Here is a 14,670-nt window from a genome sequence, read left to right as displayed (position 1 = left end):
GCTGGAGATAAATCGGTGCAACAATTTTTAAGCACCTTTTTATAACCAGGACCAATTCAATGCCGAACATGAAATTATCAATTGCACTAGCCGCTGTGCTGGCGCTCGCTGGCTGCACTTCAACTGAGATCTATCCGATCCATTCTGCTGAAAGCCGCGCGCAGTTTAATCGTGATTACGAAGCTGGCTATCGTTACCAGCATGGCATTGGCGTCCCACAGAATTATGAGCTTGCTGCTTCCGCTTATCGGCGTGCTGAGAAGGCTGGTGACGTTCGTGCGATGAACAATCTCGGTGTCATGGCTCTTCGAGGACAGCTTGGTGGGTTTGGCGGTTCTGGGGCTTCTGGATATTTTTCGAAAGCTGCCAAGGCTGGTAGCTCGAACGGCTATTACAACCTAGCCCTCCTGCAGGAAGTTGGCCGTGGAAAGCCAGACTATGCTGGCGCACTGCGCAACTACAAGATCGCCGCAGAGATGGGCAATGCCGCTGCTCAGGTCCGGTTGGCACAGATGTACCAGAGCGGTATCGCCGTTCCGGCCAACCCGAGTGTAGCGAAGTCGTACTTCGACATGGCCGCGATGGCGGGCAATAGCGAAGCGGTCGAGAAGATGAAGGCTGTCCATGGCCGTACGCTCACCGAGGTCGACATCGCTCGCCTGGTCGGAAGCGAGAATTGTGGGTGCGAGAACCCATCCCAGAAGGCCATGGCTGGCCGTGGCATGGTCGATCTCAAGGAGCTTGCAGACTGGGGTGACGCCCCTGCCCGCTATAATCTCGGTGTCCGTTACCTGAATGGCGCAGGCGCTCCAAAGAATGCCTCTGAAGCTGCTCGCTATTTCACTACAGCTGCACGTCAGGGCTATGCCCCTGCACAGCGTCAGTTGGCGCAGATGCACCTTCGGGGTGAAGGCGTTGCGCCGAGCAAGATCCTTGCGCACGCATGGTTGAACCTAGCCGCCCGCTCCACTGGCACGGATGGTGCCGACGCTCGGGCCGAAATGCAGAAGCTTGAGCTTTCGATGACTTCCTCTGAGATCAAGGAAGCTCAGAGCTTGGCGCAATCTGGAGCACTTAGAGGACGATGAAGAGAAGAGATTTCCTGAAGTTCGCGCTGGCAGGCATTCCGTTTGCCACGCAGGCCCAGTCGTCTCCAATCTCCTGGATTTTGGATACCCTGTCTGAGGCGTCTTCCAATGCCCACGTATGCGGAGAGCAGGACGCTGCAGTTCGTGGAACGCTGAAGAGGCTGAAAGGCGTGAGCTTCCCAGCTTCAGGAAAGGTCCTCGTGGTCAATATTCCGTCTGGAGTGGTCACGGCCTACACGAATGGCGATCCGGTTATCGAGAGCCGAGCTGTGGTGGGTATGGATATGACCCCTACCCCCGAAATGTCGACCCGTATCACCTATGTGCGGCCCAACCCGACCTGGACTGTGCCTCAGAGCATCATTCGTCGAAAAAACTGGAAGCAGAAGCTCGCCAGTGATCCCTCTTTTTTTGAAGAGAACGGGTTCGATATCGTGGTGAACGGTCAGACGATGTCGCCATCGGAAGCCTCGCAATATGCAGAGTCAGCATCCTCATTCATTCAGCGGCCGAGTCCATACAACGCGCTTGGACTGCTGAAAATTGGACTCCATAATGCGGACGGCATATATCTGCATGATACCAACGAGCCATCCAGATATGATTCCGATGTGCGCGCTGGTTCTGCTGGATGTGTTCGCATTGAGCATGTTCGCGATGTCGCGGCCTGGGCTTTGAACAGGACACGCGAGGAAATCGACGCATTGATCGATAGCGACGACATGACAGATTACACCCCGCCTAATCCAATCACGGTTATCCTTGGATATTGGACTGCGTGGCCAGATGGTGACGGCATTATTCGCTACTACCCAGATATCTATGGTCTGGACGGAGAGGGAGCGAATTGCGCGGGTGTTCCGATGCGAGATTCAAGTGATGGCTATCCGCAATCTTCGTCACCGAACGGGCGCTTAATCTGGCGTGAATACTGAGGAAAATTCTATGTTTGAACAGACATTAAAGATCGCTGGTTTCACTATAAATCTCGTTCTTTTGGCATTCTTTGGCATTTTGGCGTTGGTTCTTACTTCTTATGGTTTAAGCTTTTTGGCTGCTGCAGGCGGCCTGCCGAGCGCTTCCTCAGTAAGTTGGGCGCTGACGAACCCCATTGGGGTCATAAACAGTGTCGCTTTAGCAGTGACCACTGGTTCAATTTTTAGTGCAGTTATCAATTATGGTGGGGCTTGGGTAACAATGATTGTCGCCATGGGTGCATGGTGGATGACTGCTCTCGGCCTTCGTTGGTTATATTTTACGATTTCGAGAGCAGTATCTTATTGAATTTATTGCAGATGCCCTAGGCTTTTTAGAAGGACATCTGCAACTGATCTCCCTCTTCTTCCGGCACGTATGATGGCTCGATTTTGTAATCGAAAACCTCTTCAGCCCAGTCCGCCCAATCACGAGGAACTCCGATTTCGAGCGCTTTCTTGATTGTCATGAAGCGTGAATTTGCTTCAGCAAATGGACGATCAAGGGCCTCTGCACATTGTTCTCGCAGCATGGCGACATCTTCTTCATGGAATGAAGCCTTATTAGAATAGTAGGCGTCTAGCAGAATTCGAGCCTGGAAATCTCTTAGGCGGCCGTCTGTGAAATTAATCGCCAATTTCTTTTCCCATGTGTCTGCTCGATGAAATGAAGTTAACAAGGGCTTATCTTTGTCGCTGATGAAGCCGGAATAGATCTTTTCTTCCGAGGTCATGTTTGCGAGGCGTGGATGCGCATGCCCTCTGTATGCCTCTACTGCTTGTTCAGCTAAACGTCCCCCCTTGATTTCTTTGGCTTTCGCGATTATTGATTTGGTGTCGATGGACGGATCGATTGCTTTCGCAGTCATTTCGTCCAAGAAAATTGGAGCCATGTTGCTTTTGACAATCGGGAACGGGGTGTCTTTGGTGAACAAGGTCGCCTTTATGTCGTCGACCATATCTGGTATGTTGTCTGCTCTGAGATCAGCTAGAATCCATCCTTTCTGGTCGTTTGTTCCCAAGACTGCGCAAGGAATAACTTTTGCTTCTGAGAAAAATTGGAACAATAGCAGAGGTTTGCCGTTCCTATACGCGCCCGATAGCAGTTCTTCTTGTCGCGCAGGAAGGCCGCATCGCATCAAAGTGTGCCAAGCATTCGGTGTAGTGTTGCGAACAAGAGCCGCGATTTCGAGTGTCCCATACGCGTCAGCCAAGGCATCGTGTGCGTCTAGTTGGATTCCGTTTGCCTCGCAAAGCTTCTCTAAACGCCAGGTAAGCTTGCCCTCGTCACCCATTGGGACTTCCAAGGCATTCTCATTGAGTGTTTTTGCCAGACGAACGAGATGGAATACATCAAGCTTTGATGTCTTTTTTCCTGATGAAAACCAAGGGTTATTCAGATTTCTGAAGAGAGTTGTACGGATCAATTCGTCGTCGAATGAAGGTCCGCGAAATGTTACCAATGTTCTTTCCTGTCCATATCCAGGAACAAGAAATTTTTCCATCTTGCGTGCAGCTTCATATTCGGAAACACCATCCTCGTTATCGAGGTCTCTGGCTTGCATTTTAGTGACGGTCAAAGCCGTTGGAGATGGCACTACCCATGGAAGCCGCTTAACCCGGAAATTGATTTCTTCACTGATATTGAAGTCCAGATCAGTCTTTAAGCCGCCAAATTGCGTAATCTGCCCATGACGGATGTCTGCATCCGTAGCTTCAGTATCGTAGATAACGAGGTCTGACATGAATTCACTCCAGCATTTACATCAGAGTCCAATGGAAGTTCGCAATAGGCAAGCAGTAATGTCTAAGTCTGCAGCGTCATTACCCAACGTTATCGCGAGAGTTGTTAGGTGGGATGCCGATGGCGCTGCGAAGGTTGAGGTTCTTGCTGATGCGCCTGGTGTGCGTGAGGGGCAGGTCTATGTAGCCCGAGTTCGCATAGTCCCCGTTGGCTTTCAGCCGAGCGACTTTTCTGTTCTGAAGAAGTATGGCCTCAGGCTTGGTGGCATTGTCCTTATGCGAAAGGCAGAGGTGTCCGAAGACGGCATCCTCTTAGTGAAATCGGTCGAGACCATTGTCGCCCGCGAGACCGATAACTTCCCCGTCCTACTCAACGATGCTGCAGTTTGCATTCTCCCCCCGAAACAGGGGACGAAGATGGTGGATCGGGCAATCGTCGTCATAGGGATGGACAAATCAAAGACAAATGACCCCGTAGCCGACTTCAAGAAGAACCAGATGGGTGAACTCGACAAGGCCTGTCAGTTTGGTGTCGCTGGGATCGTCCTGACTGGTGAGGATGACGAAGGTGAGGTTTGCGAGACCATGATTGGCGGGGACAAGCCTCGGACTGCTGAAGAATTGATCGCCTTGTTCGAAGAGACGGTGCCATCGGCGATGATCGATGAAGCGACGTACTCCAGGTCGGCTTGGCGGGTGGCCCCCTACTTCCATATCGAGATTGACCCCGATAGATCTTCCAAGTTGTCAGCGCAGCGTCTTAATATCGAATACGGCGAAGGCGATGAGCTTTCATGGACGCGATCAAACGTCGTATTGCGAACGCTTGGGAATAGTTGGTTGCTTTGTGATGCATCAGCTGGGAATGATGTTATCCGGCAGGAAGCAGGCCTGCTGTTGGATGTCTTCGAAGAGGCCTAGTTCGGCCTGAATAATTTCTCGCTTGGCGTTTACCGCCGACGCAGACATACTGAAATGATCACGGGCCGCCACACGTCCTCTCGGGGAGTGTAAAAGGGCGGCCCTTCTTTTTTGCTTGACGGTCTGCTTCGGCGCTGATGTGTATTAACAACTTACAGGAACATAGACTGTCTTTTCTCTAAGGAGGACCAGACCTTGATCCCGTTCCGCTCAGCTGTGATCGCTCTTTTCCTGCTGTTTTTCGGTAGTATTCCTTCTTTTTCGGCATCATTCGATGAGAAAGCGATCTTCGACGCAATGGGTCGACTGGTAAGCACTTGGTCGGATGGGAGCGGCTTCAACGCAGGCTGCAGTGTATTGCTTATATCTCCCAACCTCATGATTTCTAACAAGCCTTGTGAAGGCCCTACCCTGATGCCATCGAAAGGAAGTTGGTTATGGGTTGGATTCGTGGCAGTCATTTATGGATAAAAGCCAAATCGGAATATGCGGCTTCGTTAGAACCACTTGAAAAGGGGAAATATTGGCAAATATACCAAGCATTTGGCAGTCCTTCTAAGGCCTACAAAGTGGCGAAGATTGCGAAGTCTCCACCAAAGCCGGGTGACAAGCTAACTGGGATTGCTGGATGGAGGCGAACCCGAATTTAAGGAGTGTCATGTCGGATACATGGAGGTTGGACCTGGCACCATCGTTTTCACCTGCGAGCCAATTCGTAATGGCGGACGTCCCCACATGCTCTTTAACAAACAAGGAGAGTTGGTGGCGTTGGCGATGCCGAGGATGTTTTACCAACCCCTCGATGAGAACGCGAAGGACTATTGGCCAGAGGGCTACCAATCTGCCCAATTGGTTTCTGATCTGGTAGAGCAGAGTCCCATCCTTGCGTCCATAGCTCGTTCTGGGAATGGATTTGAAGGTCTTACTCCGGCTCTGAAGATTGTAAACTGCTTTTCTGACGCCTCTGCAGCAAACAGGAGTGTCACAATAAAACAGGTTTTCCAGTGTTCGGTTTTTTGGGTTACGCCTCGTGCTCTAATGATGTGTAGTCTTGGGGAAACCTGCCCCGCGCTACCTGACACGGTGGAAGGTAGGACGTCCCTCGACTTCCTACTCACCGCTGAAGGGCTTAATCGCGACAGTCCGCTTGTGCTCCGCCAGACTGATATTCCGCGACTGCCTGACGCCGAGACTATTCAAAATTGCGACCGAACGACGGGTTATAAGGGCGGGTTCCAGACTTGTGTCGTAACCGAAATGAGCAAGAGGTTTGACCCTATCCTCAAATGTTTTCAGGGCCTCACGGATGGCGAGAAACTCGCCTGCTTTGTATCTCAGGCCAAGGACCCAGAGCTGACCAATCTGGTCGGTTGTATGGGCGGGGGAAACCCATCGATTAGCAAAATGATGGGTTGCGTGAAGAAGCAGGACGCTGTGGCTTCAGCCGAAAAGGCAAGAGACTGTATCGCAACCTCAACATCTATCGACACTGGGATCGATTGCCTGGTTGAAGATTCTTCGAGCATTGAAGGTAAGGTGGCCCACTGCATGGCCGCCATGTCTGACGATCCAATTAATGTGCTTGGATGAAGTTTCGGCTAACCGGATTTAAATGTGGGATGAAGAAATTCACCCCCATCATGGAATCGGTTATTCGCGCCGCTTAAACCATGGCCATGAGAGACCGGGACATAGACAGTTCCTGGTCTGTGACGATGGTTTAAACGGCGCACCGCGTACCCGCCGCAGGCCGACAGGCCTGAGCGGAGATCAGGTACCGACGATTTTAGCGTCGGATGCGGACGGCGGTAGCCAATCTTCGCCGTTTTAATTGCCTGATGAACGTCCTTCCAAAATCCGCATTCAGCGGGCAGTGCCTGATCCTTCCATCGGCCTGACAACCACCCTTCCTCGAATGTCGGAAGAACGTCTTTACACCCGCCAGTCACGGCCAAGCCGCGTCTGGCGATCTCTGCGGCGGAGGCGCACGCATCGGGTGCCTCAAACGCCAAATTTCCAATCGTGGTGGAATATCCACCCCACACTTCGATGACCTTGATGCCAGCCAGACGCGCCTTGCGCGTCATCATTGCGATCAGCAATGACCTGACCCAGTAGTTGATGGCCCTGTTGCGGGCTTTGTTCTTTCCGCCGCTACGCAGCTTGCCCAAGCCCTTCTCGAAGGTGATGAGGCCAATACCCCACTTGCGACACAGCCGGATCGTCCTGTCACAGATCTTGGCCAGCGCCTCACGCACCGTTTCGGCCGATGCATCGAGCGGAAGATCGAATTGAACGAGCTGATGCTCCAAAAGCTCTGTGAGGCTGAGTGTCGTTGGATCGACTATGTTCTGAGCGACGCTAATCCCGACGAAGTTCGGATTGAGGTCAATCCCAAGGGCACGACCTGAAACGACCCTGATCGGCGGACGTCGTTCCGGATGATCAGGCAAATCCTCAGGATCAATCGTGACATGAAGCTTCTGATCATCGATGCGAAATGTGATGTTGATCTTCTTTTCCGCCGCGAGCTTCGCGGCTTGCCGAACGACCTCACCCGCATTGCCATGCAGATGAGCCAGATCGAGTTTAACCAAACGCCACTGCAGCTTCTGACCCGTTACACGCGGCATGAGCATCGAGAAACTACAACTCAGCCCATCTTCTGCCAGTTTGAAGTGTCTGTTGCCAGCGTATTTCTTATCGCCTCTTGAACAGAACGGTCTAAGTCGCTTATTCCTCCACTCTGCATTATCGATCAGATTTTTATTACGACGTTCGAAGTCTTTGCGACCACCAAACAGCATCGACCCATCTGGGACGATCTTGCGCAAATCTCGCGCTTCGAGCGTGGCACAATGCAATACCCATGCGTCAACAATACCGCCTGCGAACCTGGCTTTTACAAACTCACGTAATTCTTTTTCCTTGAGAGTTTTTCCGTCCCGATCAGCATTTGCATAGCCAGTCCGCACAGCTGCTGAATAGACCCGCCGAACCGCTTCAATAAATTCACGATCTTCTTTACTACAGCGATATGGAATTGAAATGGTTTGCAATAAATGTTCCCGGTTCGTTCTAACTGAGATTTAAACCATTAATACTAAATGTCAATCAATAACCCACATTTGAATCCGAATAGCCGAAGTTTCTTCACCTGTCGCGCGGGCTAGGTCTGCAATTGAGTGCATTGGGTCTTCACAAGGACAAACAGACACAATGTACTGCCTGTCTAGGCGGATTCCTGGAGACGGCGCTCGGATAGCGGGCTGCTTATCTAAACAGAACCCTGAAGATAAGGTCATCTGCATAGCTGGAGACACCCCAGAGGTCAGAGCTGCTCAACGTGTTTTCAAATGTGTATTGGAGGGGCGAGATGTGAGTTCTGCGTTGGAGAACTGCGCCGATGGTGTCCTCGGCGAAAAGTCCAGGCGCAGTTTGGCTTGCATCTCGCGGTCAAATGGGGATCGATCAAAGATAGCGGAATGTGCAGTAGGAGCGGTACTGCCTCCTGAGGCCGCTCGCCTCGCTGGATGTGCGACCAGCAGTCAAGGGCCAACTGAATTCGCTTTGTGCGCTGTTTCGCCTGCGATGAACGAAGAGTGGAGAATCGCGGCTGAGTGCGCAACTCAGTCTGGAGGCGAACCCGTTTCGTTTGTTAGCTGTACCTCGGGTCGCTTGACTTTGCGAGAGCTGACGAAGTGTTTTAGGGGACAGATTGGAAAGGACTGCTTTGGACCTAACAATACCATCGTAGTCACGTTGAGGAATGCATTTCACGACCTGACTTACGGGCCTGGTGAAAACAATGAGATCGTTAAGGCTATCCGTGCCATTGGGGATCTTACTGGCGGGCCTAATTCGGTAATAAACAAGCCTAGCCAGATTTGGGGCGGAAACGAATCCATCTTCAACAAACCTGCCCAAATCTGGGGTGGTGATCACTCTGTCTTCAACGATCCCGGTCAGGTATTTGATCCAAGTCGCTGGAGGTTCTAGAGACCGTGCCCTTGCGGTGGAATCGGTCGTCCGAGGTCATTCCTTTGGCCCTCTCTCATGCTCCAGTCGTTTGGAATTATCCCCTCCCCCAGGTTGCTCATACAAAGCGAGGACCTTGGGGTGGGGCTGATCGTCTATGGCTTGGCTTGGATGCCCCTCCCCTATCGCGTTTTGGCGGTTTCGGATTTGATACCCTGGTCTAGTCCGAATGACTGTTTGCCAATCAGCCAAGCTGGGAAACAGGCAACATGCTAGTCTGATAGTTTGTGTGGAGCGCTCTACGGTCGTTTGCTCTCCACGAACGATAAGTGGCACCGACCTTGCGCGTAGCGCGTCGTAAAGCGCCGCCAAGCTTTTATCCCCTCAATCGGTCTCCTTTGCGGATCGACCTAGTGCTCCCATTGATCCAATTTCAGACTGCCAAAATGGCACCTTGGCAAGCTCTCAAACTATCAGATTGGCAGAGTGGCACTTTGTGCGTGCGGCCCCTTAGCCAGGCTCACTGTTTGGCAAAGTGTGTGAAAACGGGTTTCGCAAATTCATAGAATGCCAGATCAACAGTATGTTCGCCTGTGAAGCTGTTGGCTTGTCGGATTGAGAGGAAATCAAACTGCCATCTTGACAGCCTTTCATCTTGCTAGTTTGGGACTTTCCGAAACTGGTTGACCATTAAAATCACAGAGTGCGAGAAAGTCAGTCGCACAGCTTCACAAACAACTAAATAGCGCCTTTGGTAACTCATCAAGCTAGTAAGCTGAGAGCTTACCAGAGTGCCAAAGTGTCTGTCTGATAACTTGGTAGGCTGTCCGTCTGCCAAGAAATCAGTCTGTTGGTCTCATAAACAGCGCCTTTGGGAAACTCCCAGATTGTTTGAACATCAGCCCGCCAATGTCCCAAGCTGATAAAATGATAGTTTGACAAACGGGGTTTCTGAGAAACTGCGTGATTGTGAAACTGCTTGTATGCTGGTTTCACTGTTTAATCGTTTTGTTGTTCCGCAGATTGGCAATTTGCGGTTCTCTCGACCGGAGAGATTGATGGCTTAGGTCATTGGCAATTTGATAGTTTGACTGCTGGAGATCATAACAGTTTGATAAACTGTTAGACCAGCCCATGAGGGGCGCTGAACCCGATGGCCTTTCGAGGCCTGGGTAGCTCAGATGCCTCGTTCAATCTGGCAAGTTGTCAAACAAACAAACTATCAAACGTAATAAAAACAATGTGTTATGAGTGTCGACCTCGATGGGGCTTCTCCAGTTGATTGCTCCGATCCGTGTGGGATGCACAAACTAACAGATTGCCAGTTTGATAGGGCAAGAGGCGTTGTTGGTCAGATCATGAGACCTCGGATTCATCAGTCTGGCTGATCAGCTGATTGATAGGCGACCAAACTCGGACGTTGCGAGTTTGGCATTCTGTGCCCCGGTGAAATTGATAAAATGATAGTTTGATAGGCAGTCATTTTTCGGCTTTTCCAGTTTGATTTCTTGGCAAGCTAATATGTTGGTTGTTTGAGAAAAGCTGAGGCTGTGAGGCTATCTGTTTGGCAGAAGGGCAGAGTGGCAGTCTGTGCTTCTGTGAAAATGGTAGGGAGGTAGCCTGTTAAACCCCGAAAGTGAGAAGTTGCCAATCTGGTAGGTTCGCAAAAACACAAACTAACAGGTTTGCATCTTGCCAGTTTGACAAGAGGGTAGAATGGCAAAAACAGAGTCTGGCCAATTGCCAATCAAATGGCATGTGTGATTGCTGGTTTGTGCGATTGGTCGCTTCGGAGATTGGCAGATTCGCAGATTATGATTCTGCTCGGTTGACAGGTTGCGAATGACGCAAACCGTCAGTTTTGCAGTTTGCCTTAGTGTTTGAATGATATTTTATCGACCTGCCAAACGCACATAAAATCAATGTGTTACATTGCCAAACTGGTCGCCACCCAGCTTCTGAGTTTGTGAGGTTAATAGTTTGTTAACCAATTGGGATTCTCATGGTGGGCAATTCACGGTATTTGAAATGTGGGGATCGGCCCCCTGATTCGGGTGAAACAAAAATGGAGGGAAGGCTCGTTATGAGCGGCAACAGCCAAACACTTGCGACGAACAAGCTAACTTCTTCCGACAAGAAGAGTGCGTTCATGAATCGTGAGCCGCCGAAATCTAAGCTAGACATACTGAACTCGGGCCTTGCCGAGCGTATGCGGCAGGCACAGCATTATCCTGACGCCACACCTAGTGGCACAATCGTCGAACTGCAGCGTATGACGGAGATGGCGGCCGAGACCATTGGCCAACCTGCTCCGGCTCCGCAACCTGTTCAACCGCCTGTGCCACAGGCTCGCGTGGAGCATCCGGCTCCCGTGGTTCAGCAACAGGTTCCACTGGAAGACAAAGCGTCGGTTTCTGTGCCGGAAGCGGCGGTGGTTGCGCCATCAAAGAGGCCCAAAACCAAGTCAGAAAAGTCATATTCTCTGGATGATAGCACCCATCAGTTGATCGCCCGATTGTCGCGAACCGAAGCCATTCGCTTGGATCGGCGAGTGCCGACGTCAGAAATCCTTCGCCACATGATCAATTACGCGAAGGCAAATATGAAAGACGATCAAGTCGTGCCTACGGATGATGGCTTGGGCCTTCACGTTCAACGCGTTGAAAGGAAATAAGATGACCAGCATCGTTGGTATCTTGGGACGCAAAGGTGGCTCTGGCAAGTCGTTGCTCGCGCACCTGCTGGCTCATGGCGTGATGTACATGGGCGGCTTCTCTGTGATGATGATGACGGACGTCCGCACTGCTCGGCCACCAGAATGGGTCGATGCGCGCAAATATATGCTCGCGAGCGTCCCTCAGGGTAGGGACATTAAAGACATCATGGTGCCAATTCTGACTTATATGGAGGCGGTGCCGAATTCCGTGATGGTCGTCGACGGCGGAGCCAATCGCCGTAACATCGACTTCGTCGTTTCTGAACTCTGCGACATGATCCTGATCCCAACCGGATCTGGCGCTGAGGAGATGCAGGTCGCGGAGGCGGATTATTTCGAATTGGCGGCCTACTTCGAAACAAAGGAAATGAAGAGGGATATCTTTATCGTCCTGAATAAGTGGCCGGGAGAAGCCCGTAAACGGCACGCTCTGGAGAGCAAACCGCGCATTCGGGAAATGATCCATCGTTGGGACAGGATGGGTATCCTTTTACCTGAGGTGTTCCCCTACATTCAGTCGTTTAGCGACATGGCCGATGGGCAAGACCCCAAATATACCCCTCTCATTGATGGGAAGGCACGGGACTTCGCCAGGTTGATCACGAATCGGCTGGGATTGGATATCGAGAGGGACAAGGCCGAAGAAGAAGCCCGAAAGGCCTTGGCCGAAAACCAAGGTGAGAATTCGGCATCAGGTACCGAGCCAGTGCAAACGGCCGAAACCAATGAACCAGCGAGATCGGAGACAACTCCATCCGAGGAACAGCTCGCTTCTGCCGATAAGAGCGAACAGGTCCGTCGTCAGTTGGTGGAGCAAGTTCATGAAGCGCGGCCCGATCCGGCTCCGGCCAATCACTATCCCGAATTAATGCGGAAGACTGCATAATTCGGCTATAAATAAGCTTGTTTAGGGCTTCCGCTGACCACATACTTGGTTGTCGGAGGCCCTAAAAATATGAATATAAAAACCAAAATAGAAATAATTCTGGCAGAAATAGCCGCCATTTCGGAACAAATTCCAGAATCAAAGCAATTTGGTGACTTTCTTTCACGTGCAATTTCGGCCTCGGCAGATCGTGCTTCCCTTTGGGACTCGCGTCTCTCTACAGCTGCGAGATTGACCGTTGCTTCAAGCGCGATGGACTTCGTGTCCTACTTCCTTTCCAGTGGCGGCGATCTGACCTCAATTGCGGGCAGATTGAACAGGCTTGTCGACCAAGCGCTTGAATTTGCGCCTTTGCAGCTACCTGAGCACAAGCATGAAGACGGTGTGGATGCACCAGACCTCTGGAACGGTCCTGAAGGCGGCCCATTCACATATCTGGATAAAGACTATCCATTGATGCTGGTTCGTCGCCCACATCTCCCTGGTGGAAATTGGACTCTGCTTTATTCCAATATTCCAGTTTCATTCGGCACGACTTCAAGCGAGGCGGCTGAGAAGGCTGACGCCCTGATTGAATTGAGAGAAAAAGCATCGAATCCTTGCCATGCAGTCGACGCTTAATGTCAAAAGATGTAATAAAAAGGCCGAATATGATTTCGGCCTTTTTATTACATCGAGAGCCACAGCTGCCGCCCGAGGTCTTCACTGTGATGGAGCTTCTGGTCCGCGTGGGCCGTAATTAAAGGCCTTGTCCTTGGCGTTTTCGAGGATGTTTTCCAAACCGACCGTTTCCCTATATGGAGCAATGGGGTCTGGTTTTGGATGAGGGGGTGTCTTCTCAACAGCATTCATCAGAGGCTTCTTCAGCTGATCCGGAAGTGCGTTGATGATTTTTTCCGAGAGGATTTCCCATGGCTCACGGTCTGGATCGTCCATCATTCCCTTCAGGACGCGATCACAGGCTTGCTCGATGGCGGCAGAGATGCGCGGATCGAGAAGGGCAGGGGGGCTGGCCGCGATCCATTCCTTGCCCTTGCGAGTCAGGTTGAGATCCTCGTCGACGAGGCCACGGCTCATGAACTTGTCGATGTGGTTTGCCCAGGTCGAGGGTTTGCCTAGTCCAGCTTCGACGGCATGTTGCAAAAGGACGGTGTCAGCACGGCGAACAGTAACCTTGCTCTCGGGCCATGTTTCCTGACCAGGATACTGAGGGCCAACTTCTCGACGCCATTCCAGCTTTGATACGTAGGTTGCGACCTCTTCGCTGAACCCCATTTTCTTCAGATGGATGCCAGCCCGCTCGCCAACGCCAAACTGAAGCTCGTGAACCTGGCCGCTCTTGATCATGTCTCGGGCGATGAGAGTGCGAAGGCCTTCGTCGTGTCCCTGCTTAACTGGATCACGTGCGATTTCGGTACGACCAATCGGGTATGGAGCGTCGTGAACGTCAGTGTCGGGCTTGTCGGGTATAATATTCTCATCAAATTTGTAGCCGGACTTCTGAAGGGCCTTGGCGACCTTGCGTAGGACTGATCTGGAGATGCCGCGAGAGTTGGCGCGTGGATACGATACTCTTCCTGCCTCGTAGAGGCGCTGCATGGAGGTGGCGGCTTCCTTTGGCGACATGTCCATCTTGTCGCCCGCGCTCACCATGATGTCTGCAAGATTGCCTGGATGGCCCTGGGAACGTTCCTTGCGCTCAGAAGCGTCTAGGACAGGGAAACGCACGGCCTCAAGCTTCTTGGCGGTCTGGAAGTCGAGAGGGGCCTTTACGTCGCAGTCTGCGACCCATGGGCGGCCTTCTTTGGCAGGAGCCACTAGGCGAAGCCTGACGACAGGCGGCTCTTCCTTCTGTACCAAGCCGAGAAGTGCTGTACCTACTCGGCCGACAGCGACCCCGTCGCGTGAAAAGACCGAGCCGATCATTCGATCTACGATGGCTCGCGTACGGCCTGCAATGGCATCTCGCTTGAGAACATTTGAAGCGCCCTCGATGGATTCCAGAACGGACTCCTCATCCATTCCTCTCAGGCGAACTCTCAGTGGGTGAGCTTGAATATCGGCGATTAATTCGGCCACGTCCCATGCAATTACGTCGCCTTCTTCGTCAGCGTCCGTTGCGATAAATACGCGTTCTGCATTCGCAGCTTCATCGCGGATTCGTTGGCCGATTTCCGGTTCACGCAATTTGCGTTCGAATTCTCTAAATCCGCTGTCGATCCCGACAGGGGTCAGCCTGTCGGGCATTGAGTAGAGGTGCCCTTTCGTCGCTTGCACACGAGCGTCGATGCCGACGCTTTTTAGAATTTCCTGTATGTGCTTGGCCTTTCCTGGGGCCTCAATAACGAATAAATCGGGCATTTA

Annotated in this window: 11 protein-coding genes; 8 read left to right on the top strand and 3 right to left on the bottom strand. The window is 51.7% G+C overall.

The window, feature by feature from the left end:
• The first annotated feature begins 59 nt into the window (after window positions 1-59).
• From QU595_RS13210 to QU595_RS13200, 3 genes are read left to right on the top strand one after another with little or no spacing between them, the layout of a single operon-like run.
• Window positions 60-1,088, top strand: a complete 1,029-nt coding sequence (locus QU595_RS13210; RefSeq protein WP_315922670.1) for a tetratricopeptide repeat protein — start codon at window positions 60-62, stop codon at window positions 1,086-1,088.
• Window positions 1,085-2,023: a L,D-transpeptidase family protein gene (locus QU595_RS13205; protein ID WP_315922668.1), complete on the top strand. Its 939-nt coding sequence runs from the start codon at window positions 1,085-1,087 to the stop codon at window positions 2,021-2,023. The genes QU595_RS13210 and QU595_RS13205 overlap by 4 nt, the downstream gene beginning before the upstream one ends.
• A 10-nt stretch (window positions 2,024-2,033) precedes the next feature.
• A complete protein-coding gene (locus QU595_RS13200; RefSeq protein ID WP_315922666.1) occupies window positions 2,034-2,372 on the top strand; it encodes a hypothetical protein in 339 nt (112 codons plus the stop codon).
• A gap of 25 nt (window positions 2,373-2,397) precedes the next feature.
• On the opposite strand, the gene QU595_RS13195 is transcribed toward QU595_RS13200, so the two are convergent.
• Window positions 2,398-3,807 carry an exonuclease domain-containing protein gene (locus QU595_RS13195; RefSeq protein ID WP_315922664.1) on the bottom strand — a complete coding sequence of 470 codons (1,410 nt, stop codon included), beginning with the start codon at window positions 3,805-3,807 and terminating at the stop codon, window positions 2,398-2,400.
• A gap of 58 nt (window positions 3,808-3,865) precedes the next feature.
• Between QU595_RS13195 and QU595_RS13190 the strand changes: the two genes are divergently transcribed.
• Both QU595_RS13190 and QU595_RS13185 read left to right on the top strand, forming a co-directional pair.
• Window positions 3,866-4,726, top strand: a complete 861-nt coding sequence (locus QU595_RS13190; RefSeq protein WP_315922662.1) for a hypothetical protein — start codon at window positions 3,866-3,868, stop codon at window positions 4,724-4,726.
• Window positions 4,727-5,461: 735 nt separating this feature from the next.
• On the top strand, window positions 5,462-6,316 hold the full coding sequence (locus QU595_RS13185; RefSeq protein WP_315922660.1) for a hypothetical protein: 855 nt from the start codon (window positions 5,462-5,464) through the stop codon (window positions 6,314-6,316).
• An 8-nt stretch (window positions 6,317-6,324) separates the two neighbouring features.
• On the opposite strand, the gene QU595_RS13180 is transcribed toward QU595_RS13185, so the two are convergent.
• Window positions 6,325-7,785, bottom strand: a complete 1,461-nt coding sequence (locus QU595_RS13180; RefSeq protein WP_315922658.1) for a hypothetical protein — start codon at window positions 7,783-7,785, stop codon at window positions 6,325-6,327.
• 3,002 nt (window positions 7,786-10,787) lie between these two features.
• Between QU595_RS13180 and QU595_RS13175 the strand changes: the two genes are divergently transcribed.
• From QU595_RS13175 to QU595_RS13165, 3 genes are all read left to right on the top strand, one after another.
• Entirely contained in the window at window positions 10,788-11,378 is a 591-nt protein-coding gene (locus QU595_RS13175) for a hypothetical protein (RefSeq protein WP_315922656.1), read from the top strand.
• A gap of 1 nt (window position 11,379) precedes the next feature.
• Entirely contained in the window at window positions 11,380-12,306 is a 927-nt protein-coding gene (locus QU595_RS13170; RefSeq protein WP_315922654.1) for a hypothetical protein, read from the top strand.
• Between the two features lie 69 nt (window positions 12,307-12,375).
• Window positions 12,376-12,927, top strand: coding sequence for a hypothetical protein (locus QU595_RS13165; RefSeq protein ID WP_315922652.1), 552 nt, complete (start codon window positions 12,376-12,378; stop codon window positions 12,925-12,927).
• Window positions 12,928-13,008: 81 nt separating this feature from the next.
• On the opposite strand, the gene QU595_RS13160 is transcribed toward QU595_RS13165, so the two are convergent.
• Window positions 13,009-14,667, bottom strand: a complete 1,659-nt coding sequence (locus QU595_RS13160; protein ID WP_315922650.1) for a DNA topoisomerase — start codon at window positions 14,665-14,667, stop codon at window positions 13,009-13,011.
• Window positions 14,668-14,670: the final 3 nt, after the last annotated feature.

This window comes from Mesorhizobium sp. SP-1A, assembly GCF_032460275.1.
Taxonomy (GTDB): domain Bacteria; phylum Pseudomonadota; class Alphaproteobacteria; order Rhizobiales; family Rhizobiaceae; genus Mesorhizobium.
This window is presented reverse-complemented; position numbering and strand designations above follow the sequence as displayed.